The following is a 25749-nucleotide window of genomic DNA, read 5'->3' as shown; positions in this document are numbered from 1 at the left end:
GGATATCGGAAATGGCTGGCAACAGTTTTGGCTCCCTGTTTCGCTTCACCACCTTTGGCGAAAGCCACGGCCCGGCCATTGGCTGCGTCGTTGACGGTGTGCCACCACTTCTTGACCTTACCGAGGAAGATATCCAGCAGTTTCTTGAGAAACGCAAACCGGGCCAGTCGCGCTTTACCACCCAGCGCCGCGAACCCGATCAGGTCAAAATCCTGTCAGGCGTGTTCGAAGGCAAAACCACCGGAACACCGATCGGGCTTCTGATCGAAAATGTTGATCAGCGGTCCAAGGACTACGGCGAAATCAAAAACCAGTTCCGTCCGGGCCATGCCGATTACACCTATTGGGAAAAATACGGCATCCGTGATTATCGCGGCGGCGGACGATCATCGGCACGCGAAACCGCGATGCGGGTTGCGGCCGGGGCGATTGCGCGCAAAATCCTTGGCGATGACATCAAAATCCGCGGCGCCCTGATCAAGATGGGCACCAAGGAAATCAATCGCGACAACTGGAATTGGGACGAAGTTGATAACAACCCGTTCTTCTGCCCCGATGCAGCCGCCGTTCCGGTTTTTGAGGAATATCTTGATGACCTGCGCAAGGATGGATCATCGGTCGGTGCAGTAATAGAAGTTGTCTGTTCGGGCGTTCCGGTCGGGCTTGGCGATCCGGTCTATGACAAGCTTGATGCCGACATGGCCAAGGCGATGATGACGATCAATGCCGTCAAGGGTGTTGAAATCGGCAACGGTTTTGAGGCCGCCGAACTGACCGGCATCGAAAATGCCGATGAAATGCGCATGGGCGAAGATGGCAAGCCGGTCTTTGGCTCCAACCATGCGGGCGGTATTCTGGGCGGGATTTCATCCGGGCAGGATGTTGTCGTGCGCTTTGCCGTCAAACCGACCAGCTCGATCCTGACACCGCGCAAAAGCGTCGATATTTTCGGCAAGGATGTCGATGTCGTGACCAAGGGCCGCCATGACCCGTGTGTTGGCATTCGCGCAGTTCCGGTTGGCGAAGCCATGGCTGCCATCGTTCTGGCCGATCATCTGCTGCGCCATCGCGGGCAGTGTGATGGCTGGAACCGCAACAAGTAATTCCGGCGGCATTATTTTCCTGCATTAGTCTGTCACAAGCGGGATCGTGCACCGTCAATAGTGCATGAACCCGACATTGTACAAAGCCCTGATTATGCTTGCATCCAACAGCAAACCGGCATCGGCCACAAAGCCCGCCGGGCGGGATGGTGGCTTGGGCAATCGCACCGTCCTTTATGCCGATGAACCGGTCGATTTGCCCGATTGGGGAATTGCGGCCCTGCCCTCGATGATCCTTGGCGCAGCCCCGCAAAGCTGCCTTTTCGTCAGCGACCTGACGGTAGAGGAACCCGAAAACGACGCGGAAAACAGTGCCGGAACGCCCGGTGACGCGGACACACCTGCGCCTGTCAAAGTATCCTTTTCGCTGACTGTCGACAGCGCACCTGATGACAATTCCAAATTGATCCAGCGACAGATCACCTGGCGTCTTGCCATGCCAGCAAGCACCTTCCGGCAGATCACAACCAGCGCCAACAGCACCCCGGTGCGAGCCCCCGTGATCCGAACGAAGCTGGTCCTGCGCGGTGTTATCTGTGATGTTGAACTTGGCCTGCTGGAAGTACCAGGCATTACCCAACCGCTTCTGGTCGGGCGCGACACCCTGTCCGACCGCTTCCTGATCCGCCCTGATCATGATAAAGCCGCCCCGACCCCGTCGCCGTCCGCAACGCTTTCGATCACGCCGGACGAGCCCGCCGCACCGGCAAAACCGGTTGATCCTGCCCCGACACCGGCACCGGCAACAGCAACAGCAACACCAGCAGAACCGGGAAAAACACCGGATACGAGCAACGCAGTACCCCAACCCGCCGCATCCACCCCGGATATGGCAACAGTACCTGTGTCGCCGAAAAGCGAGGCGGCATCGGCAACCATTCCAACTCCAACTCCTACCCCAGCCCCAGCCCCAGCCCCAGATGCGCCTGCCCCAACCGCAGATCAAGGCGCGGCACCTGCGCCTGCGGCCGATATATCAGGCACTACCACCGCCGTACCGGATGGCACGAATGGCAACACCGCCCCAGCAACTCAACCGCCCCCCGCGACACCATCGACAGACCAAGGAGACGATGCTTCTGCTGCCTCGCAACCGGTCGAAGCTGACAAGCCAACACCGACAACGCCTGCCTGAATTCGCCAATCGCTTTTCATCACCAATTGCATGAGGGCGTTGATTTTTGGACAAAAGCCGCTATCTCGCTTTTATCAGACAGCCCGCATTCCACGTGCGGTTAGATGCCTGATGGTGATGAAAGGGGCAATACCGCATGCCGTTATCAGGACCTGAGCAAAGTCACGCCATGCCAACCCGCCGCAGCCTGTTGCAAGGCTGGCTTGCCGCCAGCGCGGCTGGCATTTCAGGCATTTCCGTGGGGATGTTTGCGCCAATCTTGCGCGCCCAGCCAATAAAACGCGACATCACGCTATCCTGTGGCACCGATGATGAACCAACCCGCAGCAGCACCGAAGGCCCGTTTTACAGCAACCAGCCCCCGGAAAAATCCGATTTTCGTGGCGATGCAGATGGTGATCCGGTAACCCTGATCGGGTTTGTCCTGACCCGCGATTGCCAGCCGATCAGCGGTGCAATCGTCGATCTTTGGCATGCCAATCGCGACGGCGAATATGACAATCGCGGTTTCCGGTTACGCGGTTATCAGAAAACCGATGCCGATGGCCGGTACTTTTTCGAAACCATCCGCCCCGCCGAATATGGCAGCCGAACCCCGCATTATCACGTCAAGGTGCGAAACGGGGACGACCGGGTTCTGACCACACAGCTTTATTTCCCCGGCGAAGCCCACAACGCGCGGGACTTTCTGTTTAACCCGGCACTGCTGATGGATGTTCAAAAAGCATCTGACGGCGACATCGCGCGGTTCGATTTTATTCTGGCCTGATCAGGACCGTTTTTCCGTTCCGACACCAAGAATCTCTTTTCGGGCATTTTTGGCTTGCATTTTGCTGCATCAGGCGCATATGTTAACGACATTAACATATGCAAGAATACAAGAAACCGGAATACGAGCTTATGGGAAAATACCACCACGGTGACGTCCGCAATGTCCTGCTGCAAAAAGCCGAAAACATCCTGAACGAAGAAGGTCCGAGCGGGCTTTCGCTGCGGCGGCTGGCGCGCATGACCGGTGTGTCGGAAGCAGCGCCCTATCGTCATTTTGACGGTAAGGATGGCATTTTGGCGGCAGTGGCGATTGATGCGTTTGAACGCTTTGCAGAACGGCTGGAAAATGTCGCGGCCAATGTCCAGAAGCACGAAGAACGGATCATGGCGCTTGGTGCGGCTTATGTGCATTTCGCGGTCGATTTCCCGCAGCATTTTCGCCTGATCTTTGGCCGGGAACGTCCGCCGCTCGATCAATATCCAGAACTTCGCGAGGCGGCCGATAATGCGTTTGACGTTTTGCAACGCGCCGTTACATCAGTTGATCGTCGTGCCGATATGACCCTGAACGAAGCAGCCACCGCCTATAACCGCGCCCTTGCGGCATGGAGCCGTGCACACGGCATCGCCATGCTGGTGATTGACGGCATGATTGTTCCGCCTGCCGATCAGGAACTTGATGATTTTGTGCTGGGGCTTCTTGCCGAAGACCTGACAGCCCCTGAAAATTCCTGATCCCGATATCCGCAATTCAAAGGCCGCCAAAGATGGAATACACCACCGTCAAATTCATTCACCTTCTGGGTGCCGTGCTGTTTCTGGGCAATATCATCGTCACCGCAGTCTGGAAAAGCCTGGCGGATCGTACGAAAAATCCGGTGGTTATTGCCTTTGCCTGCCGGCTGGTGAATGTCACCGATCTGGCTTTTACCGCCTTTGGCGCGGCACTGGTGGTGATTGGTGGTGTCGGGCTGTTTCATGCCGGCGGCACTTCACTTTCCGATAGCCCGCATCTGACGATGGGTATCAGTCTGTTTGCGATGGCGGCCGTGCTGTGGCTGGTCGGGCTTTTGCCCTTGCAGCTTTATATGTCGCGGATTGCCGCCCAAACGGTGGCGGCGGGCGAAGCCGCCATGCCGGTGGCCTATGACAAATGCGTAAAGCTTTGGACGATGCTGGGCATTGCGGCAACGTTGCTGCCGGTCGGTACGCTTTGGTTCATGATCGCCCGTTAATGCCTATAAAGTGCGGCGGCGCCGGGTTGCGATCAAAAGGGCCACGACCACCGCCGCACTGCCCATGATATGCCACTGATTAAGGACCTCTCCCAAAATCACCGCCCCTAGGATCGAGGCAACAAAGGGCTGCAACAGCAGGATCATCGATCCGGTGGCTTCATCCACGCGCTTAAGCCCGACCGATACCATTCCCTGCCCCAGAACATGCACCAGCATCGCCAGCCCGATCAGCGCCAGCCAGCCCGTGATGTGCGGCGGCAGAACGAAAGTTCCTTTGATCAGCATCATCACGCCAAGGGCGATCATGGTGGTCAGGGTGCTCCAGAACATGATTGATACCGCGTTGTGATTACGGCGCAGACGGCTGATGACAATCAGATAACCGGCATAGAAAAAGGCGGCCAGAACGGCCAAGGCATCGCCGCGCATGGATCCGGCCCCGGTTTCACTGGCGCGGAACAGGAAATAGCCGCCAATAACGGCAAACGGTACCCCGCACCAGAACATCATGCCGGGCTTGCGCGCAATGCCAAACAGACCAAGGAACCCGATAATCACCGGGGCAAGGTTGTTAAGCAAAATCGCATTGCCGACCGTCGTCATTTCAATCGCCATATGGCAGGCAACAAGGTCGGCTGCGAAGAAAAGACCGGCAAGGATCATCAACCCCGTGTCACCATGCTTGCGCGCGGAAACGCCATTTTCGTTGGCTGGTTTTGATGATCCTGCTGGCATCAAAAAGACGGTCGCGCCCAACACGGGGGCTGCGAGCGCGACACGCCAGAAAGCCGAGGCATCGGGTGACACACCGCTATAACGCACAAAAATCGGACCGAGCCCCATCAGAATTGCGGCCACAACAAGGGTCGCAATAGCCCAGAATGATGACTGAACCATCAGCTTTAATCCTTCTTCTCGCTGCGCAATGTCCGTGGTGGCGGAGGGAGTAACAGATGTACTTCCGGCATTGCGAAGGGTGTCAGGTAAGGCACGGGGCATGGTCTGGTCTTTCGAAACGATAGCGAGGTGCAGGTTGTGCAAAATGCGCCCTGGCTGATAGCGATTATCTTGCAGCGGTGCTATATCGATGTGAAATTGCTTCGCCTTATTGTCGGGATAAATTGCGCTTATGGCTCTTCTGAATGTCGATATCGATCTGCTCAGAACGTTTCTGACCGTGCTGGATACCCAAAGTTTCACACGCACGGCCGAACGCCTTTTGCGCACGCAACCCGCCATCAGCCAGCAGATCAAAAAGCTTGAAGATACCGTTGGCGCGCCGCTGATTACGCGCGACCGCAACGCCATCACCCCAACCACAACCGGACTTGTCGTCAAATCCTATGCCGAGGGGATTATAGGCCTGAACGACAAGATGCTGGCCGATCTTCTTGATGCGGCACCGGCCGTGCTGCGCATCGGGCTTCCCGACGATTATGCCGCGATCTATCTGCCGGAAATCCTGCGGATTGCGGCCCTGCGCCTACCGGAAACAGAAATCAGCTGCCATGCGGATATCAGTCGCAATCTCGGCAAACGGGTCGCCAATGGCGATCTTGATCTGGCGATCCTGACGGCAGATCCCGAAACACCCAGCCTGCATGTGACATCCGAACCGCTGGTCTGGGTGGCGGATGCCGGGTTTGACCATCAGGCACGTCCGCTTCGCCTGTCGATGTTCCATGATGGCTGCGTGATCCGCCGTTCCGTGACAGAAGTCCTGTCACAACAGAACATCGCCTTTCGCATCAGCCACAGCAGCGACTCCAATTCCATGATCATCACGGCAATTGATGGCGGTCATGCGCTGGGGGCGATGCCGCGCTGTACGGCTGAATATGCCGGAATGCAGATTGTTGATGATCCATCCTTACCGCCACTGCCAAAGATCGACATCGCGCTTCTGGTGCGCGAACAGGCCAATCCTGCGGTTCGGGAACTCGCCCTTGGTGCGATTGCGGCCCTCGCCCCGTCAACACCAGCAGATAGCGACGGAGACAATCACAGTGTGACCGGCACAATTGCGCCTGCCATGGCACCGGTTTCTTCCACCATATGAAAAGACTTTTTATGCGGTTGATCGCCCGATAACGCCGCCCATAAGATGCCCCGGCAAGAAACAGCCGTTTCAATAACACCCTGCCGGAGACGCCCGATGCTGACCATCAAACGCCTGTCGATCGATGACGCCAAAATACTGATCGAAGGCGCACGCAATCGCGCCACCGAAATCGGTATTCCCATGTGCATCGCCATCACCGATGAATCCGGTGTGCTGATTGCCTTTGAACGCATGGATGGCGGCAAGGTCACCAGCACCACGATTGCTCAGGACAAGGCATTTACCGCCGCAGGTGCTCGCAAGGCCACCCACGAATATGCCGCCGCCGCCCAACCGGGCATGGTGGCATTTGGCATCGATTCCGAATGTGGCGGTCGCCTGTCGATTGTGGCTGGCGGTTTGCCGGTATCGGTGGACGGGGATGTTGTCGGCGGGATCGGTGTCAGTTCCGGCACCCCGCCGCAGGATCAGGATTGCGCCCAGGCCGGGATCGATCATTTCCTGAAAGCAATCGGCAAATAAACCCACCACTATTGGCGGGAATCGGCATTGATTACGCCGATTTCCGCCCACCAATCAGAAATTCGACATTGCCTTCGGGTCCGGTGATCGGGCTTGTCGCGATGCCAAGCACCTCCCAGCGCGGAAGACTTTCCAGCCAGCCGGAAATGGTATCACAGACTTCCTGATGCAGTTCCGGTTCACGGACCACACCCTTTTTCCCGACGCGTTCCTTGCCGACTTCGAATTGCGGTTTGATCAATGCAATCAGCCAACCGCCCGGTTTGACCAGATCAAGGCTTGCCGGAAGCACGGTACGAAGGCCGATGAAGCTGGCGTCGCAGACGACGATATCAATGGGATCGGGAATTTGTTCGGACGTGATGTGACGCGCATTGGTCTTTTCCATCACGACAACCCTGTCGTCATTGCGCAGTTTCCAGTCAAGCTGCCCCTGCCCGACATCGACGGCAAAGACCTTGGCCGCACCGTTTTGCAGCAAGACATCGGTAAAACCGCCGGTCGAGGAGCCGACATCAATCGCGGTAAAACCGGTGACATCAACACCGAACTCGGCAAGCCCCTTTTCAAGCTTGAGCCCGCCGCGCGACACCCACGGATGGGGTTGCCCGCGCAGGGTCAGTGAAATGTCCTCCTTGCATTGCAACCCCGGCTTATCGAGCCGTTGCTCGCCGCTAAAGACATTGCCTGCCATGATGAAAGCCTGCGCCTTGGACCGGGTTTCCACCAGTCCGCGTTCGACAAGCAACTGATCCAAACGTTTCTTTGCCATGCGCGGGTTTTAACGCAAAGCAGCGCAAGCGTCTAGCTTGCCAGTGGTTCCAGATAGCCGCGCGGCACGATGGCAAGAAGATCGTTTAAGGCCTCGCCCTGGACCGCGACATGCTGGTGCATCAGCTTGCCCGCCCGTTCGGCATCACCGGTCGAGATCGCTTCGAGGATTTCGGAATGCTCGGCATTGGATTTTTTCACCCGGCCCGGCCGGTGCAACTGCAAACGCCGATAGGGTGCGAGCCGGTTGCGCACATTCTTGGTCTGGCGTTCGAGGAAGCTGTTGCGGCATCCGGAATAGATCACTTCGTGGAAATTGACGTTGGCCTCGTAATAGGCATCGGCATCCGCATGTTCCTGAAGCTCGCTGCATTCGTTGCCAAGTGCAATCAGCTTTTCGATATCCGCACGCGGCATGCGACGTGCGGCAAGGCGCGCGCACATGGCTTCGAGTTCGGCCATGACTTCGAACATTTCGATCAGATCGGCCACCGTGATCGAGGCAACAATCGTCCCGCGACGAGGCATCGTCGCGACCAGTCCGGACCCCGCCAGCGTTTGCAGGGCCTCGCGCACGGGGGTGCGTGAAACGCCGAACCGTTCCGACAGGCTGCGCTCGTCCAGCTTGTCGCCGGGTTTAAGTACACCGGTGACAATATCGCGTTCAAGTTTCTGAACCAGGTCGGTGGCGAGCTTGCCGTTCCGTGACATGGGAAGCCTCATCCTTACGCTGCAATCGTGGTATACCAGAACATAGAAAATGGTACCGCGCAAAGCCTTTTCCGTGCTGCCCTGCATCGAAATTCTGTTGCGATGCAAAAGTTCAATCGCAGAAAACCGGGAAAATGGCTGCAATCCTCAGGCGCACATCTGTGGCACTGCAATACACATTTCTGGTATACAAAAACCCGTAGACAGGATGCCAGAAATCTGTAACGCTTTTTGATATTGCGAAATCCGCACCAATAAAAAGACGTGCAAACGCGTCATGAATGCATCCAGAAACGCATGCTTCATCCGGGAGGAAAAGATGAAGATTTTCAAACGTACTCTGTCGGCGTCTGTCGCCGCCATCACCCTGTCCATCGCCGCCTTCGGTATGTCCTCGAACGCTGATGCGGAAACGCTCAAGCTGTCGCACCAGTGGTCGACCGGCGATGTCCGTCACAAAGTCGCGCAGATCATTGCCGACGAAGTCAAAGCCGCCAATGTCGATCTGGAAATCCAGATTTTCCCGTCCGGCTCGCTGTTCAAGGCGAACGAACAGTGGACTCCGATGGAACGCGGCCAGCTTGACATGATCGTCTATCCGCTGGCCTATGCCGGTGGTCGTATTCCGGCAACCAACCTGACCCTGATGCCGGCACTGGTGAAAAACCATGACCATGCCGATCGTCTGAATAACTCGCCCTTCATGGCAAAAATGGAAGAACTTCTGAACGAAAACGGGGTTGTTACCATTGCCAAGGGCTGGCTGGCCGGTGGCTTTGCCTCGACCAAGGGCTGCATCCGGGTTCCGGATGATGTCAAAGGCCTGCAAATTCGTGCAGCCGGCAAATCCTTCGAACAGATGCTTCAGGGTGCCGGTGCATCCATCGCCGCAATGCCAAGCTCGGAAATCTATCCGGCGATGCAGACCGGCGTTCTGGATGCCACCAACACCAGTTCGTCCAGCTTCGTTTCGTATCGCATTTACGAACAGGTGAAATGCTATACCCCGGCGGGTGCCAACGCGCTGTGGTTCATGTATCAGCCGGTTCTGATGTCGAAGAAAACCTATGACGGTCTGAACGACGCCCAGAAAGACGCCCTTGCTGCGGCTGCCAAAAAGGCCGAGGCCTTCTATTCCGAAGAAGCCCGTAAAGAAGACGCTGCCAGTGTCACGGTCTTCAAGGATGCCGGTGTTGAAATCGCCGATCTGACCGACGCCGACTTCAAGGCATGGCAGGACCTCGCCAAGCAGACGTCCTATGCCAAGTTTGTCGAAGAAACCCCGGGCGGTCAGGAAATGCTCGATATGGCTCTTTCTGTCGAATAATGGTGTCGTGGCGCCGGGTGCATGCCCTGCATGCCGGCGCCACTTCTTTTCCGCTTTTTTGCGACGACCTTGATCTTCAGGAGTCCCAGCGTGGCGAACGCAGTTTTTCCCAATTCCTTGCCGGTTGACCTGCCCGACGATGGCAATCCCGCCCCGCGTGCCCGGGCCAACCATAACAGTTTCCCGCCGCCACCCGATGTCGAACCGCTGCCCGAAAAACCCGGCAGCAACGGCAATGGCGCGCGCCCTGCCCCGATGGCACCGCGTGGCCCGCTCGATCATGCGATCAATTTCGTCCACTTTCTGTCAAAGGCCTGCGGTGTTGCCGCAGCATCGATGTTCTTCATCGCCATGCTGCTGATCTGCCAGCTTGTCTTTATCCGTTACATCCTGAACTCGTCCACCGTCTGGCAGACGGAGGCCGTGATTTACCTGATGATCGGCGGCACCCTGATCGGGCTTCCTTATGTCCAGCTTCTGCGCGGGCATGTGAATGTCGATCTGCTGCCGATGTATCTGAAACGTGGTGCGCGCAAGCTGCTTGCGGTTGCGACCCTGCTGTGCGGCCTTGGCATTAGCGGCCTGTTTGCCTTTTACGGCATCGAACTGGTCATCGAAGCCTATCAGGGCGGCTGGAAATCCCCGACCATCTGGGCGGCTGAACTCTGGAAGCCCTACCTGATGCTGCCGGTCGGTTTTGGCCTGCTGTTCCTGCAATTATTCGCCGATCTGCTGTGCCTTCTGACCAACCGGTCGAAAGCCTTCCATATCGAAGACAACCCGTTTTAAGGAGCTGGTGCAATGGATCCGCTTTCACTCGCAGCACTCGTTGGCATTGTCACCACCCTGATCCTGTTTTCCGGCATTCCGGTCGGCATCGGGCTTCTGATGGTTGGTGTCGGCTTTATCTGGATTTTCGATGGCGCAAGTGCGTTACCGCTGCTGCCTGAAATCCTGTTTTCCAAACTCGAAAGTTTCGAAGTTCTCGCGATCCCGATGTTCATCCTGATGGGGGCGGTTGTCGCATCGTCCCGTGCGGGTGGTGATCTGTACTCCGTGCTGGATCGCTGGTTAACGCGTGTGCCGGGAGGATTGGTTATTTCCAACCTGGGGGCATGCGCGATCTTTTCCGCCCTGTCGGGGTCATCACCGGCGACCTGTGCCGCGATTGGCAAAATGGGCATCCCCGCCATGCGTGAACGCGGCTTCCCGAGCTCGGTTGCGGCCGGTTCGATTGCAGCAGGCGGTACGCTTGGCATTCTGATCCCGCCAAGTGTCACCATGATTGTTTATGGTATCTCCACCGATACATCGATCGGGCGGCTGTTCCTTGCTGGTCTTCTGCCCGGTCTGATGCTGACGGCACTGTTCATGGCGTGGTCGCTTTTTTCGACCTGGCGTCAGGGCAATGCATCGGTTGCACTGGCATCGGTGACCTATAGCTGGAAGGAAAAGTTTGAAATCCTTCCGCGCGTCCTGCCCTTCATCGTCATTATCTGTGCGGTTCTGTTCGCGCTGTATGGCGGGGTGGCAACGCCTTCTGAAACGGCGGGTGTTGGTGCGCTGTTCTGCCTGATTGTCGCGATGATCATTTATCGCATGTGGCAGCCGGGCAAGCTTTGGAACATCATGCGCGACACGACCAAAGAGTCTGTGATGATCCTTCTGATCATCGGGGCTGCCGGTCTGTTCAGCTATATGCTGTCCTCGCTGTTCATCACCCAGTCGATTGCACAGTGGATTTCCGCCCTTGACGTCAACCGTTGGGTCCTGATGGGCTTCATCAACGTGTTCCTGCTGATCAGCGGCTTCTTCCTGCCGCCGGTTGCCGTGATCCTGATGTCGGCCCCGATCCTTCTGCCGGTGATCGTCAATGCCGGGTTTGATCCCTACTGGTTCGCCGTGATCCTGACGATCAACATGGAGATCGGCCTGATTACCCCGCCGGTTGGCCTGAACCTTTATGTCATCAACGGGATTGCGCCCGATATCCGCCTGCAGACGATCCTGAAAGGTGCGATGCCCTATGTGCTTTGCATGGTGGTTGCCATCGTGATCCTGTGCTTCTTCCCGCAAATCGCCACCTGGCTTCCCGAAACGGTCATAGGGGGACGCTAAAATGTCCGGAATTTCCGTCAGAAGCTGGATATCCAGCATTGCCGATCGCGGCCGGGAGCTTCTTGACCTGCCGCTATCGACACCGCAGGACCCGTTTGCCCAGCTTAAAGCGATGTGCAAGGACCTTGTGTCACAAAAGGGCGAAGCCCGTGGAACGGCGGTTGCCCGCGAAGTGGTCCGCATGTGGGAAACACTGCCCGAAGCAGATCATCTGCGTTTTTTCGAAATGATGCAGAATGATTTCAGTGCCAACCGCACCGAGGTCAAGAAGGCAAGCGAGGCTTTTGCCAATGATCCGTCCGAAGCCAATCTGGCGGTTCTGACCCATGCGTCGGAACCCGCCCGGCAGGAGCTTCTGCGCCGGATCAATATGGCACCGGGCGGCACGCGCGCGATTGTCGATATGCGTGAAACGCTTCTGGGACTGATCAAGGAAAACCGTCACCTTGAACCGCTTGATGCCGATATGCAGCATCTGCTGACAAGCTGGTTTAATCGCGGCTTCCTTGAACTGCGTCATATTGATTGGGATACGTCGGCGGCCATCCTTGAAAAACTGATCCGCTATGAAGCGGTTCATGAAATCAAGGGCTGGGACGATCTGCGCCGCCGTCTGGCAACGGATCGCAAATGCTTTGCCTTTTTCCATCCGGCGATCCCCGATGATCCGCTGATCTTTGTCGAAGTTGCCCTGGTTCACGGGCTTGCCGATAGCGTTCAGGCCCTTCTGGCCCCGGAAATCGATGAAACCGCCCCGGAAAAAGCCAATACCGCGATCTTCTATTCGATCAGCAACTGCCAATCGGGCCTTAAGGGGATTTCGTTTGGCAACTTCCTGATCAAACAGGTGGTCGAGGAGCTTAAACGCGAGTTCCCGAAACTCAGACAATTCGCCACCCTGTCGCCCATTCCGGGCTTCATGGGATGGCTGCGCACCCGTCAGAAAAGCAAATCGGACGATGCCGATATCGCCGCCACCGTCCTTGCCGCCATGAGCGACGACGACTGGATTGATGACGCGGAAAAAGTCGCCGAGCTTAAAAAGCCGGCGATGATGCTGTGTGCGCGTTATCTTGCGACCTGCAAGCGCGGCAAATCGCCGCTTGATCCCACCGCACGTTTCCATCTTGGCAATGGGGCGCAGCTTGAGCGCCTGAACTGGCTTGGCGATACATCGTCCAAGGGACTGCGTCAGGCGGGCGGGATGATGGTCAATTACGCCTATCACCTTGACGATATTGAACGAAACCACGAAGCGCTGATGAATGACGGCAAAATCGCCGTTTCGAAATCGGTCATGCAGCTTACGGGAAACTAGGACAGAACCATGTCGGATAATCTTTTCAACGAATTTACCAAACGTTTCCCGGCGGACCGTTCGCGTACCTTTCTGATCGAACGCGACGGCACCGAACGCAGCTTTGCCTGGCTGCTGGATCGTACCGGGCGTTATGCCACGGTTCTTGCCGATCATGGCGTGGTCAAGGGCGACCGTGTTGCCGCCCAGATCGACAAATCATCCGATGTGATCGCGCTTTATCTGGCCTGCCTTCAGCTTGGCGCCATTCACCTGCCGCTTAATACCGCCTATACCGGCGATGAAATCGCCTATTTCCTTGGTGATGCCGCCCCGCGCGTTTTTGTCTGCCGCCCGGCGCATATTGATGCTGCCAAAACCCTTGGCGCACAGAACAATGTCGGTGCGGTCCTGTCGCTTGGCGACAAGGGCGATGGCAGTCTTAATGATCTGGCCGCCAGTGCAAAACCGCATGGCGACGTCGCCGATGTGATCAAGGATGACATTGCCGCCATTCTGTATACATCGGGCACGACGGGCCGGTCCAAGGGCGCGATGCTGACGCATGGCAACCTCGGCTCCAACGCGCTGACCCTGCACAAGGCATGGGGTTTCAGGTCGGGTGATACGCTTTTGCATGCCCTGCCGCTGTTCCATACGCATGGCCTGTTTGTTGCGATCAACATCATGCTGGTCAATGGCGGCAAGGTGATCCTGCTTCCGAAATTCGATGCCGATGATGTGGTGGAACGCCTGCCGAATGCGACCGTTATGATGGGGGTTCCGACCTTCTATACCCGCCTTCTGGCCCATCCGAAGTTTGACAAGGATCTGGTCGCGAACATGCGCCTGTTCGTGTCGGGTTCGGCCCCGCTTCTGGCGGAAACCCACGATGCGTTCTTTGAGCGGACCGGGCATAAAATCCTTGAACGTTACGGCATGACCGAAACCTGCATGAACACGTCAAACCCGCTGGATGGCGAACGTCGTCCGGGGGCGGTCGGCCCGACCCTTCCGGGGATCGAGGCGCGTGTTTGCGACAAGGACGGCAATGTCCTACCGGTCGGTGAAATCGGGGTGCTTGAAGTTCGCGGGCCCAACGTTTTCAAGGGTTACTGGCAGATGCCGGAAAAAACCGCATCCGAATTCCGCACGGATGGGTTCTTTATCACCGGCGATCTCGCGACCATCGGCGCAGACGGTTATGTCACCATCGTCGGGCGCGACAAGGACCTGATCATTTCGGGTGGTTTCAACGTCTATCCCAAGGAAGTCGAGGAAATCATCGCCGAGTATGACGAGGTCGAGGAAGTCGCGATCTTTGGCCTGCCGCATCCCGATTTCGGCGAAGCGGTTGCCGGGGTGATCGTACCGGCCAAGGGTGCCAAACCCGATGCCGAGGCCATCATCAAACGCACCCAGGACAAGCTTGCGAAATTCAAGGTGCCCAAACGCATCTGGATGCTCGACGAATTGCCGCGCAACACCATGGGCAAAATCCAGAAGGCCCAGCTGCGCAAGGATTATGCCAATACCTTTGCCACCCCGTCGGGCAAATCTGCCAACGGATAACTGCACACTCTGTTTCGTTTTCCCGTGTCTCCCTGCTGTCTTGCAGACAGCCAAACTCCTTCACCGGTCGGAAATTCTGGCCGGTGATTTTTTTTGCGCGGATTCTCAAAAAGTTCTTGATTTGTTCTTTTTGTTATGCTAGAAAAGAAAAGTCAACGGGATAAAAGCGCCCGGACCAATACCCGCAAAGCGTGATTCGCTTTGCGGGTTTTTGCGTTTGGGGCCAGATGAAAGTGATGATGATGCAGCGGCACAAAGACAGACCGATCCGGCGGCAACATCGCCGGATGATGACCGGCGGGTGGAAAAGCCATTACGGAGGTTTTGCGCCCGTGTCCTAACCCACCCCAAGGTCACCCAAAGGTCAAGACGGGAGAAGTGCGCCTTGTTGACAAGGCAACCGGTAAAATTGTGATCGACAGCGGCTGGGCTGCGCCGGGCAGCATCAGGCAAGCGGTGGCTGATGATGAGCCATGACAGGAGAGGTGCGCCTTGTTCGCGGAGCGGCTGCAAGATTGCAATCGGCAGCGCCCTGGCTGCGTCGGGCATCATTTGGCAAGCAGCGGCTGGTGATGGGTCCGTTGGCGATAGGTCAGGACGGGAGAGGTCCGCCTTGGCGGCGAGGTAGCCAGCGAGATTTCAATCGGCAGCGGCTGGCAGAATTGGGCAGCAGGTGGCAAACAGCGCCGGGAGATGGGCTACTGGAGGGGGCGGTCCAGGGCGACTGGTGCGACCGGCTGGGGTCCGTCGACTGTTTGGATTTCGTGTTCGCCAAACGGGGGATATCCGACAAAGGAGCCAGCGCGGCAAAGGTTGGCGGAACCACGTGCCGGAGGCAGCATGGGAGGATCGCGGCAGGTTGTCTGTCATCGGGCAGCGAAGATCAGGGCGATAGCTTGCGGCGGCTTGACGGGAGTTCGGTGCCTGTCTGGATTTCCGCGTTCTCCGAACGGGGGATATCCGCCGAAGGAGCAGCGCGGCAAGGGTTTGCGGGACCACGTGTCGGAGGCAGCATGGGAGGATCACGGCAGGTGCCGGTCATCGGGCGCGGCGGGGGGATCGGGGTGATTGCTTGGCGGTGTGTTGTGGGGATTGGTCGGGCGTGGCGTGGACTTGGTTGGCCTGGCTGGATTTGGCTTGGCCGCGCCGTCTGGCAAATCCGCCATTGGACGAAACCGCCAACGGTCAGAAATTCTGGCGGGCGTTTTGTCTTGAACATCGGTTCCAAGGATGCACTTGGAAAAGCGTGCCAAAATCAGCATGATGGGATGAAGGTCCCCACGCTCTGTCATATCAGCCTGCCCGTTTTGCGGACAGGATCGGGATAAAGGCAATCGCATGGTCATGGTGAAACTTGACGACGCAATCGACCGGATCACGAGTGATATTTCCCAAACCGGTGCGCTGACCGCAGAAGCGTCGCGCCGATACGAGGAAATGTTTCCCGGCTTCCGCGCCGAACTGGCCCGTGTGCTTGAACAGGCACCGACCATCAGTGACGCAGCACAGGCGGCCATGATGCTGGTCGATGCGGCATCCCGGACCCTGCGTGACAGTTTTCCCCATCAGCCCCATTGTGACTGCCGGGATGGATGCAGCGCGTGCTGCCATCTGTTTGTCGCGGTTCCACCCGGTGTCACAAGCCTGATTGCCGACCATATCCGCAAGACGTTCCCGTCTGATGAACAACAGGCATTGCTTGAACGTCTGGCTGAGGCCGCACGGATCATTGAACAGGCCAAAACCACATCCGAAGTGCGCGCACGCTGCCCGCTTCTGGGGGCGGATGAAAGATGCACGATCTATGAGGTTCGGCCCCTGACCTGCCGGGCCTTTACATCGTCGAGTGCGCCGCGTTGTCACACCATGGTCTTTGGCGACGAACATCAACGCAAAGACCGCATTGATCAGAATCCCGGGCATTTTCGCCTGCATCTTGAAGCCACCGAAGCCCTGCAGGACGCCGCCAGGGCACGCGGGCTTGACGGGCGGCAAGAGGGGTTCGTCCACGCGCTTCTTGATCGGCTGGCACCATCGCAGGATCGGGCAGCCGATTAAATTTTCGGCTTGTTTGTTGCATCCTCGCGGAACAGGTCCATTTTCAAGACGTTCACAAAATTCATTCCTTTCCAGATCAACGCGGACATAGCAGCACATGAACAGTTTTCCCGATCCCAAGGTCGCCTTCGTCACCGGTGCAGCGCAGGGCCTGGGACTGGGCATAACGCAGCATCTTCTGTCAACCGGGTGGAAGGTCATGCTGTTTGATCTGGATGCGGATGCCGGGGACGAGGCCATCACGGCCCTTCCCGAAGAACAGCAGGAACGTGCCCTGTTTTTCAAGGGCGACATTGCCAATGAACATGATGTGGCGATTGCGGTTCAGCAGACCGTTGACCGGTTCGGGCGCATTGACGGGCTGGTCAATAATGCCGGTATTGCCGACCCGCATTCGGGATCATTCGAACATCTGGATTGGGAAAGCTGGCAGCGCGTGATCAATGTCAATCTGGGCGGGGCGTTTCTGGCAGCCAAACATGCGACACAGCATTTGCGCAAGACCCGCGGCGCAATCGTCAATATCGCCTCCACCCGCGCCTTTCAGTCAGAACCCAATACCGAAGCCTATGCCGCGTCAAAGGGTGGCATGGTGGCATTGACCCATGCCATGGCGGTCAGCCTGTCGGGGGCGGTTCGGGTCAATGCCATTGCGCCGGGCTGGATCGAAGTTGGTGACTGGCAAAAATCATCCGCCCGCGAGGAACCGCAACATCGCGACATCGACCGGCAGCAACATCCGGCGGGGCGCATTGGCGTGCCCGATGACATCGCAAAAATGGTCGCCTTCCTGCTTGATCATGACCAGTCCGGTTTCATGACTGGCGAAACCATCCGCATTGATGGCGGCATGACGCATAAAATGATCTATGCCGATTGACCGGGAGCCTTGGGCGAACGTGGTCTTTTCCCTGCCCCTTCCTTCTGCGGTTTTACTGCTTCCTGCGGGCGGGTTTGCCCCGTTAACATCCCCCCACCCCATCACACCTGTGCGTGACTGAACGTCAGGTTGAGTTTCTGAACAATTATATCGCAATTGATAATAATAATCATTTATATTGAGATTGATTATCAGTAGTGATAATGAACCCCATATGCAAACCGCCGGGGGCGGCAATTCCTTTGACTATGGGGCTCTTTCATGCACGTTTCATCGACCGCAAAACGCCGTACATTCAGTACGCTGTTGCTGGCTTCTGTGAGTATTTTTGCCGTCATGGCGACACCGGCTTATGCGCAGGACACATCGCCACAGCAAAACGCGCAATCAGACGATACCAGCGATACCGCGACGACCGAAAATGACGGCGCCATCAATCTTGACCCGATCCGGGTCGAGGGTGAAGCCAATGCCACGGCGGGTGATCCCACCCCGCCGGTCTATGCCGGTGGTCAGGTTGCGACGGGTGGCCGGGCCGGTGTTTTGGGCAACAAGGACAATCTGGATATCCCGGTCAGCATCACAAGCTATACCAGCGAAGTGATCAAAAACCAGCAGGCCGATACGCTTGCCGATGTGGTTGATAACGATCCGGGTGTGCTGACATCCTATAGCTATGGCGGTTCGGGTGACCGCTTCATGATCCGCGGCTTCGTTCTTGATGGTGATGACGTGATGCTGGACGGCCTTTATGGCACGGCACCGCGCCAGTTAATCGATATGTCGATGTATGACCGGGTCGAAGTCGTCAAAGGCGCATCGGCATTCATCAACGGCATGGCCCCCAGCGGCAGCGGCATTGGCGGCGGGATCAACCTTATTCCCAAACGCGCCACGGATGACCCGATCACCAGTGTCACCACATCCTATGAAATGAACAGCCAGACCGGCGGGCATGTCGATTTCGGACGGCGATTTGGCAAGGACAATCAGTTCGGCATTCGTGCCAATCTGAAATATAGCGACGGTGAAACCGCCATCGATGACGAAGACCGCAACAGCCAGATCGGATCCCTGTCATTCGATTATCGCGGTGATGATACCCGGATCACGGTTGATGCCGGGCATAATGAAAAGAATATTGATCACGGTCGAACATCGGTAAATCTGCTCGGCACGCTTACGAACATTCCCGATGCCCCGGATGCGAGCCACAATTACAATGCAGATGGGACATGGGCCGACCTTGAGGACAGCTTTGTTCAGGGCCGCGTCGAACATGATGTAAACGACTATCTTATGGCCTATGCCGCCGCAGGCACCCGCCACATGGAAGAATCCGGGATTTATTCGACCCCGCGCATTACCGGTACCGACGGGACAATGACCTATGGCGGCTCAACCATCATTCGCGAAGATACGACCAACAGTGCGCTGACCGGTGCCCGCGTTAAATTTGAAACCGGCGTCGTCAAACACGAACTGAATGCCGGGGTTTCCTACCTTCAGAACAAAAGCCATCAGGCATGGGCGTTCTCGCCCGGTGCGTCGGCGTTTACCGGCAATATTTACGGGCCGACGCCCACAGGTTATCCGGCGCTGGCAGCGCCATCAGGAAATCTGAGCGATCCGGGACTTCGCAATATCAACGAACTGACCAGCTATTTCCTGGCTGATACCGTCAGCTTCCTTGATGACCGCGTCAGCGTCACGGGTGGCATTCGCCGTCAGTCGGTCAATACCAAGCAGTTTGATCTGACCAGTGGTGCGCAATCGAGCAACTATGATGCGGACGAATACACGCCGATGGTCGGCATCGTCGGCAATGTGACCGATCAGGTATCGGTTTATGCAAACTATATGGAATCCCTGTCGCCCGGTGAAACAGCCGCCAGTGCGGCCAGTGACGCGACCCTGACCAACCCGAGCGAGCAGCTTGCCCCTTACACCTCCGAGCAATATGAAATCGGGGCGAAGGCGGATTTCGGCAGCTTTGGCGGCAGCGTCGCCCTGTTCCAGATTTCCAAACCCTTCGCCTACAAGAACGCCAGCAACACCTTTGCCGCGGACGGCGAGCAGCAGAACCGTGGCGTTGAGTTTCAGGTCTTTGGCGAACCTGTGACCGGCACCCGTATTCTGGGCGGTATCACGGTTTATGATGCGGAACTGTCCGATACCCAGAACGGCACCAATGACGGCAACACGCCGATTGGCATTCCCGACTATGTTGCCAAGCTTGGCATTGAATATGACCTGCCATTCCTTAAAGGTGCGACGGTCAATGCGCGGGCGGTTCACACGGCATCGCAATATGTCAATGCGACCAACACGCTTTCGATCCCGTCATGGACACGTCTTGACCTTGGTGCGCGTTACACGACCGAGGTGCACGAATACCCTGTCACCATCCGCGCCAATATCGAAAACGTCACGGATAGCGATTACTGGGCGTCGGCCAATGGCGGCTATCTGACGATGGGTGCGCCGTTGACGGCCAAAATCTCGCTGACGGCGGATTTCTGATCCGGGCCAGTCCAAACAAACAAAAACGCCGCCCCTTTGGGCGGCGTTTTTCGTTAACGGGTCTTGCCTGAACGATCAGGCGCGTGCCTTGCTTTCGGAAAGGCCCAGCGCACCAAGGGCGGTTTTGACGATGCTTTGCGCATCAAGTCCGGCCTTGGCATATTGAATATCGGGCTTGTCATGATCGATCAGGGCATCGGGCAGCGCCATGGTGCGGACTTTAAGCCCATGATCCAGCAGGCCGTTGCCCGCCATATGTTGCAGGACCATCGCGCCAAAGCCGCCAATAGATCCCTCTTCAATCGTGATCAGGACTTCGTGGTTGCGGGCCAGATCGGCGATCAGCGCATGATCCAGCGGCTTGGCAAAGCGGGCATCGGCAACCGTTGCCGGAAGGCCGCGTGCAGCGAGGTCTTCGGCGGCCAGCATCGCCTCTGCCAGGCGGGTGCCGTATGACAGGATGGCGATCTTGCCGCCTTCGCGCAGGATACGGCCCTTACCGATTTCAAGAACCTTGCCCTCGGCCGGCATTTCAACACCGACACCCTCGCCCCTTGGATAGCGGAAGGCGCTGGGGCGGTCATCAATCGCCCATGCGGTTGTGGTCATATGGACCAGTTCGGCCTCGTCAGCCGCCGCCATCAGAACGATGTTTGGCAAACAGCCAAGATAGGCAATGTCATAGGCCCCGGCATGGGTTGCGCCATCCGCCCCGACAAGCCCGGCACGGTCCATGGCGAAACGAACCGGCAGGTTCTGGATGACCACATCATGCACCACCTGATCATAGGCGCGTTGCAGGAAGGTCGAATAAAGCGTGCAAAACGGTTTATAACCCTCGCACGCCATCCCGGCGGCAAAGGTCACGGCATGCTGTTCGGCGATGCCGACGTCAAAGGCACGATCCGGGAACCGTTCGGCAAAGATATTAACCCCGGTGCCCGACGGCATGGCGGCCGTGATGGCGGTGATCTTGTCATCGGTTTCGGCAAGTCTGGTCAGCGTTTCGCCGTAAACCTTGGTGTAGGACGGTGCATTGGGCGTGGCCTTGGCCTGTTTGCCGGTGACAACGTCGAACTTGGCAACACCATGATACTTGTCGGCGGCATTTTCGGCCGGGCCATAGCCCTTGCCCTTCTGGGTCACGACATGAACAAGGATCGGGCCATCGACATCCGCATCGCGCACGTTTTTAAGCACCGGCAGAAGATGATCCAGATTATGTCCATCAATCGGCCCGACATAGAAGAAACCCATTTCTTCAAACAGGGTCCCGCCGGTCACCATGCCGCGGGTATATTCCTCGATCTTGCGGGCGGCTTCTTCGATCTGGCGTGGCAGATGTTTGGTCAGGCCCTTGGCCGCATTGCGCAGGCCCTGATAGCCCTTGCCCGAAATCAGACGCGACAGATAGCCCGACATGGAGCCCACCGGTGGGGCAATCGACATGTCGTTATCATTCAAGATCACAATCATGCGCTGATCAGCGGCGGCGGCATTGTTCATCGCCTCGTAGGCCATGCCGGCACTCATGGAGCCATCACCGATTACGGCAATGACGTTTTTGCGTTTATCGTCCGAAAGCTGGTTGGCAACCGCCATGCCAAGCCCGGCCGAAATCGAGGTCGAGCTGTGCCCGGCACCGAACGGGTCATATTCAGACTCGGAGCGTTTGGTAAAGCCCGAAAGCCCGCCGCCCTGACGAAGGGTGCGGATACGATCACGCCGCCCGGTCAGGATTTTATGCGGATAGCATTGATGCCCGACATCCCAGATCAGCCGGTCATCGGGCGTATCAAACAGGTAATGGATGGCCACGGTCAACTCGACCACGCCAAGCCCCGCCCCCAGATGCCCGCCGGTGACCGACACGGCATCAATCACCTCGGCGCGCAATTCATCTGCGACCTGCTTCATCTGTGCAGGTTGCAGGCTGCGCAAATCAGCCGGGGTGTTAATCGTGTCCAAAAGCGGGGTCTTGGAGGTCGTGCTCATACCGATCTCGATCTTCAGTTTTGTGTGGCGTTTTTTATATAGCGTTCAAACCAACAGGGTGACGTTTCCTTAGCCCTATTGCAAGCTGCGTAAAATAAACAGCTTCGCTGTAATTAGCGACCCTGAAAATCACCTGATTTGATGTCACCGAGGAACTTCAGCACCACCTGCTCGACCGTGCGGTGAATATCAGTGCGTTCGCGCCCGAAATCCCGGCACAAATAACCAAAGTTTTCAGCAATATAGGGTGTGCAGGGTGGCAGGAATGAATAATGCCCGGCCCCTTTTGCCTTCACAAATTTTGCCCGGCCGCGCAGCAGCCTGCGAAAATGGGCGGCATTGGCCGATTCAGGCAGGATTTCATCGGTTTCAGCCTCGATAAACAGCATCGGGACCGTCACATCGGCAAAGCCCGCATCGGTCGCGGCAACGCCAAAGGCCGGGGTTACGGCAATCACGCCCGCGATCCGGTCATCGCGCGCAGAAACAACCGGGCCGCCATAACGATCATGCAACTCATCAATCAGGTCATCACCGGGCGCATGCTGGCAAATCACGCGGTCCTGATCGGCATTAAGCGCGCAATAGCTTTGCCAGGCGGCGGCATCAAACTGCCAGCCCGCCATTTTAAGCACCGTCGCCCCGCCCGCCGAATGGCCGAGCGCATAAATACGATCCGTATCAATGTGAGCAGCAATGCCGTCATGATCCAGCAACAGATCAAGGGCAAGACGCATTTCGCGTGGACGGCGTTCGATGATCGTCAATTGCCGCGCATCGGACGGATCAAGGTAATTATCGCCATGATGCTGCGGGGCGGCGACGATATAACCGCGCCGTGCGAGATATTCCGCCAGCCAGAACTGATTGAAGCGGTGCCCTTCGGACCCATGCGAGAACATCACCAGCGGATAGGGTCCGTCATCGGCGAAATCGGCGTCACGCGCGCCGGTCGAGGTCACGCCCATATGGCGCACGGGGCGTTCATCGGCGTGCGACGGATACCAGATCGCAAGCGGGAACGGGTCCTTGTCAAACAGCCGGTCACGAAAACCGGCTGTGTATCTGGCTTGTTGGCTCATGACAGGTGACGGACCTTAACGCCCGCGTTCGATCACAAAACGTGCGACTTCGCGCAGCGGTTCGGCTTCGCCGTCAAAGCAGTTCAGGTGATTGATCGCCTGATCACAGAGCATTCTGGCCTGCTCGCGGGCCTGTTCAAGGCCCAGAAGCTTCACATAGGTCGATTTATCCTGATCGATATCCTTGCCGGCCGTTTTGCCCAATTCCGCACTGCTGGATTCCACATCCAGAAGGTCATCCTTGATCTGGAAGGCCAGCCCCATGTCATGGGCGTAGGATCGCAATGACATGCGCATGCTTTTGGGGGCCTTGCCCAGAATTGCCCCGGCTTCGCAGGCAAAGGCAAACATTCGCCCGGTTTTGAGAAGATGCAGATGGGTGACCTGCGCCTGATCAAGGCTTTGCCCCTCGCCCGCCAGATCGATCATCTGACCACCGACCATGCCGTACGGCCCGGCCGCACGGGCAAGGGCACGGACAAGATCGGTGCAGACACGCGGATCGGGATGGGTGCTTTCATCGGCCAGCACTTCGAAGGCCTGCGTTAACAGCGCGTCACCGGCCAGAATGGCGGTCGCCTCGTCAAACTGCTTGTGGCAGCTTGGCTTGCCACGCCGAAGGTCATCATCATCCATGGCCGGAAGATCATCATGGATCAGTGAATAGCTATGCACCATTTCAACCGCGGCGGCGACTCGCAAGGCGCACTGGCGCGATACCCGGAACAATCCGGCGGAGCTTAACACCAGAAACGGGCGCAAGCGTTTGCCTTCGCCCAGGGTCGAATAACGCATCGCCTGAAACAGGCGTTGCTCGATCTGGCCATTGGGGCGCGGCAGAATGCCATCAAGCGTTTCGCCAAGATCAGCAGAAGCAGTACTCAGCTCAGCAAGCAGGTCGTAACTCACCATATTCTCCGCGAGAATTATTCGATTTCGGTCGGGGTTGCGTTCGGACGGCCATCCGCACCCAGCGTGATTTTCTCGATGCGTTCTTCGGCCGCACGCAGTTTATCGGCGCAATGACGTTTCAGCGCCGCACCGCGTTCATAGGATGCAATGGCATCATCAAGCCCCACCTGCCCCTGTTCGAGCTGTCGCACGAGGCTTTCAAGCTGGCCAAGGGCCTCTTCAAAGCTGAGTTTGGCGATATCATCGGGGATCGTGGTGGACGGGGTTGGCTCGGACATATCTGCTCCATTGATTTGATTGGCGCGGAGTTTACGCCGACGATCCCGGCAGGGCAACCGGCCAGAACGGAAATCACAGCGGAAAACACACCGGAAAACACTGTGGAACTTCGCAATTGCGAAACCGCCCTGCTTCCCGGCCGCCGGAGGTTCCCGGAAATTTATCGCGTCATCAGGGTTCGCACATGCGCCGCAACGCAACCTGCCAGGGACGGCAGGTCATAGCCGCCTTCAAGGACCGAGACAACCCGGTTGTCGCAGACCTCGCCCGCGAGGGCGAGGAGCTGTTCGGTCATCCAGACGAAGTCGCTTTCAACAAAAGAAAGGCCCGCCAGCGGATCATTGCGGTGCGCATCGAAGCCGGCCGAAATGATCAGCAGTTCCGGTTTGAAGGCGGCAATGCCGGGCAAAACCGATTGTTCGAAGGCCTCTTTCATTTCAGCCGTCCCCGCCCCTGCGGTCAGGCCGACATTGAGGATATTGTTGGCGCATCCGCGTTCATCCGGGGCGCCGGTGCCGGGATAAAGCGGCCATTGATGGGTCGAGCAATAAAACAGGTCAGGATCGTTATAGAAAAGATCCTGCGTTCCGTTGCCGTGATGAACATCGAAATCCATCACCGCGACACGTTTGATGCCATAGGCATCGCGGGCATATCGCGCACCAACCGCGACATTGTTAAACAGGCAGAACCCCATCGCCCGGTCATATTCCGCATGATGGCCCGGCGGGCGTACCCCGACAAAGGCATTGCGTTCATGCCCGGCCATCACGGCATCGATCGCGACGCAAACGCCACCTGCGGCACGCAGGGCGGCATCGCCAGAGGCGGGCGAGACATAGGTGTCGCCATCAAGGGCTTCATATCCGCTTTGCGGGATGGCGGCCATGACACGGTCGACATAGGCCGGATCGTGGACCTTTTTGATCAGCTCAAGATCGGCCTTTGGGGCTTCTTCGCGGTGCAGGAACATGAATTCCTCGGCTTCAAGCACCCGCTGGATCACGCGAAGGCGATCAGGCTGTTCCGGATGGCCCGGTCCCGGATCATGGTCGATGCAACTGTGATGAGTGACAAATAATGTCGCCATGTTTTCCGGAAACCTTCCTGAATAGATGCATGTCAGATATATCGAATCTTTACAGGCTGACTGGCCTTATTGACCACGATCCTGATTATTATTATTTCATCGTGACAGCCAAAGTTATCCGCTGCCTTGTTCTAGATCATCATAAATCAGTCAAAGACTGCAAGTTTTGAACTTGAATGACTGGTCCAAAATCACCGCATGAACTGTCTATTGTATACTCGGTGACTCAGAACGAAATATCGCCATAATCTCTGTTCACAAGACAAAGAGTGTCTTGACAGTTTAATGTTATACTTGAGAATA

23 protein-coding genes are annotated in these 25749 nt (G+C 57.2%); 15 read left to right on the top strand and 8 right to left on the bottom strand.

Features of this window, described 5'->3' with window-relative positions; all coding sequences use genetic code 11:
- Positions 1 to 11: 11 nt before the first annotated feature.
- The 5 genes from aroC (at position 12) to AUP42_RS15190 (ending at position 4244) form a co-directional block, all read left to right on the top strand.
- Positions 12 to 1103: a chorismate synthase gene (gene aroC, locus AUP42_RS15210; protein ID WP_062952446.1), complete on the top strand. Its 1092-nt coding sequence runs from the start codon at positions 12 to 14 to the stop codon at positions 1101 to 1103.
- A 94-nt stretch (positions 1104 to 1197) separates the two neighbouring features.
- Entirely contained in the window at positions 1198 to 2238 is a 1041-nt protein-coding gene (locus AUP42_RS15205) for a hypothetical protein (protein WP_156484633.1), read from the top strand.
- Positions 2239 to 2374: 136 nt separating this feature from the next.
- Positions 2375 to 3007, top strand: coding sequence for an intradiol ring-cleavage dioxygenase (locus tag AUP42_RS15200; RefSeq protein ID WP_231858307.1), 633 nt, complete (start codon positions 2375 to 2377; stop codon positions 3005 to 3007).
- 98 nt (positions 3008 to 3105) lie between these two features.
- Entirely contained in the window at positions 3106 to 3744 is a 639-nt protein-coding gene (locus tag AUP42_RS15195) for a TetR/AcrR family transcriptional regulator (RefSeq protein WP_231858306.1), read from the top strand.
- Positions 3745 to 3776: 32 nt separating this feature from the next.
- Positions 3777 to 4244: a DUF2269 family protein gene (locus AUP42_RS15190; protein ID WP_062952440.1), complete on the top strand. Its 468-nt coding sequence runs from the start codon at positions 3777 to 3779 to the stop codon at positions 4242 to 4244.
- 3 nt (positions 4245 to 4247) lie between these two features.
- Here the strand turns inward: AUP42_RS15190 and AUP42_RS15185 are convergent, their stop codons facing one another.
- Entirely contained in the window at positions 4248 to 5246 is a 999-nt protein-coding gene (locus tag AUP42_RS15185; protein ID WP_197468295.1) for a DMT family transporter, read from the bottom strand.
- 130 nt (positions 5247 to 5376) lie between these two features.
- On the opposite strand from AUP42_RS15185, the gene AUP42_RS15180 reads away from it, so the two are divergent.
- Both AUP42_RS15180 and AUP42_RS15175 read left to right on the top strand, forming a co-directional pair.
- A complete protein-coding gene (locus tag AUP42_RS15180; protein ID WP_062952437.1) occupies positions 5377 to 6306 on the top strand; it encodes a LysR family transcriptional regulator in 930 nt (309 codons plus the stop codon).
- A 96-nt stretch (positions 6307 to 6402) separates the two neighbouring features.
- Complete coding sequence (locus tag AUP42_RS15175; RefSeq protein ID WP_062952436.1) at positions 6403 to 6831, top strand: GlcG/HbpS family heme-binding protein; 429 nt, start codon at positions 6403 to 6405, stop codon at positions 6829 to 6831.
- 31 nt (positions 6832 to 6862) lie between these two features.
- On the opposite strand, the gene AUP42_RS15170 is transcribed toward AUP42_RS15175, so the two are convergent.
- Both AUP42_RS15170 and AUP42_RS15165 read right to left on the bottom strand, forming a co-directional pair.
- Positions 6863 to 7603, bottom strand: a complete 741-nt coding sequence (locus AUP42_RS15170; RefSeq protein WP_062952435.1) for a TlyA family RNA methyltransferase — start codon at positions 7601 to 7603, stop codon at positions 6863 to 6865.
- 32 nt (positions 7604 to 7635) lie between these two features.
- A complete protein-coding gene (locus tag AUP42_RS15165) occupies positions 7636 to 8313 on the bottom strand; it encodes a GntR family transcriptional regulator (protein WP_062952434.1) in 678 nt (225 codons plus the stop codon).
- A 319-nt stretch (positions 8314 to 8632) separates the two neighbouring features.
- Here AUP42_RS15165 and dctP point away from each other — a divergent pair, with 319 nt between their 5' ends.
- The 8 genes from dctP to AUP42_RS15115 all read left to right on the top strand — a co-directional run bounded on the left by dctP (position 8633) and on the right by AUP42_RS15115 (position 20088).
- Complete coding sequence (gene dctP / locus AUP42_RS15160; protein WP_062952433.1) at positions 8633 to 9640, top strand: TRAP transporter substrate-binding protein DctP; 1008 nt, start codon at positions 8633 to 8635, stop codon at positions 9638 to 9640.
- A gap of 90 nt (positions 9641 to 9730) precedes the next feature.
- Positions 9731 to 10429 carry a TRAP transporter small permease gene (locus AUP42_RS15155; RefSeq protein ID WP_082824793.1) on the top strand — a complete coding sequence of 233 codons (699 nt, stop codon included), beginning with the start codon at positions 9731 to 9733 and terminating at the stop codon, positions 10427 to 10429.
- A gap of 12 nt (positions 10430 to 10441) precedes the next feature.
- Positions 10442 to 11758, top strand: a complete 1317-nt coding sequence (locus AUP42_RS15150; protein ID WP_062952432.1) for a TRAP transporter large permease — start codon at positions 10442 to 10444, stop codon at positions 11756 to 11758.
- A gap of 1 nt (position 11759) precedes the next feature.
- Positions 11760 to 13076, top strand: a complete 1317-nt coding sequence (locus tag AUP42_RS15145) for a malonyl-CoA decarboxylase (protein WP_062952431.1) — start codon at positions 11760 to 11762, stop codon at positions 13074 to 13076.
- A gap of 9 nt (positions 13077 to 13085) precedes the next feature.
- The gene (locus tag AUP42_RS15140; RefSeq protein WP_062952430.1) at positions 13086 to 14627 is read left to right on the top strand and encodes a malonate--CoA ligase; all 1542 of its coding nucleotides are present in this window, start codon (positions 13086 to 13088) and stop codon (positions 14625 to 14627) included.
- A 1338-nt stretch (positions 14628 to 15965) separates the two neighbouring features.
- A complete protein-coding gene (locus AUP42_RS15125; RefSeq protein WP_062952427.1) occupies positions 15966 to 16685 on the top strand; it encodes a YkgJ family cysteine cluster protein in 720 nt (239 codons plus the stop codon).
- Between the two features lie 97 nt (positions 16686 to 16782).
- Entirely contained in the window at positions 16783 to 17565 is a 783-nt protein-coding gene (locus AUP42_RS15120) for a glucose 1-dehydrogenase (RefSeq protein WP_062952426.1), read from the top strand.
- 261 nt (positions 17566 to 17826) lie between these two features.
- Complete coding sequence (locus tag AUP42_RS15115; protein WP_062952425.1) at positions 17827 to 20088, top strand: TonB-dependent receptor; 2262 nt, start codon at positions 17827 to 17829, stop codon at positions 20086 to 20088.
- Between the two features lie 75 nt (positions 20089 to 20163).
- Here AUP42_RS15115 and dxs read toward each other — a convergent pair whose 3' ends face one another.
- From dxs to AUP42_RS15090, 5 genes are all read right to left on the bottom strand, one after another.
- Entirely contained in the window at positions 20164 to 22083 is a 1920-nt protein-coding gene (gene dxs, locus AUP42_RS15110) for a 1-deoxy-D-xylulose-5-phosphate synthase (protein ID WP_062952424.1), read from the bottom strand.
- A gap of 113 nt (positions 22084 to 22196) precedes the next feature.
- On the bottom strand, positions 22197 to 23165 hold the full coding sequence (locus AUP42_RS15105) for an alpha/beta hydrolase family protein (RefSeq protein WP_062952423.1): 969 nt from the start codon (positions 23163 to 23165) through the stop codon (positions 22197 to 22199).
- Positions 23166 to 23180: 15 nt separating this feature from the next.
- Positions 23181 to 24077, bottom strand: a complete 897-nt coding sequence (locus tag AUP42_RS15100) for a polyprenyl synthetase family protein (RefSeq protein ID WP_062952422.1) — start codon at positions 24075 to 24077, stop codon at positions 23181 to 23183.
- Positions 24078 to 24091: 14 nt separating this feature from the next.
- On the bottom strand, positions 24092 to 24355 hold the full coding sequence (locus AUP42_RS15095; RefSeq protein WP_062952421.1) for an exodeoxyribonuclease VII small subunit: 264 nt from the start codon (positions 24353 to 24355) through the stop codon (positions 24092 to 24094).
- Positions 24356 to 24516: 161 nt separating this feature from the next.
- Positions 24517 to 25446 carry a histone deacetylase family protein gene (locus AUP42_RS15090; RefSeq protein ID WP_062952420.1) on the bottom strand — a complete coding sequence of 310 codons (930 nt, stop codon included), beginning with the start codon at positions 25444 to 25446 and terminating at the stop codon, positions 24517 to 24519.
- Between the last annotated feature and the right edge of the window lie 303 nt (positions 25447 to 25749).

The organism is Thalassospira lucentensis (genome assembly GCF_001613805.1).
Taxonomy (GTDB): Bacteria; Pseudomonadota; Alphaproteobacteria; order Rhodospirillales; family Thalassospiraceae; genus Thalassospira; species Thalassospira lucentensis_A.
The sequence above is the reverse complement of the archived record's forward strand: the minus strand, read 5'-3'. Positions and strand labels throughout refer to the sequence as shown.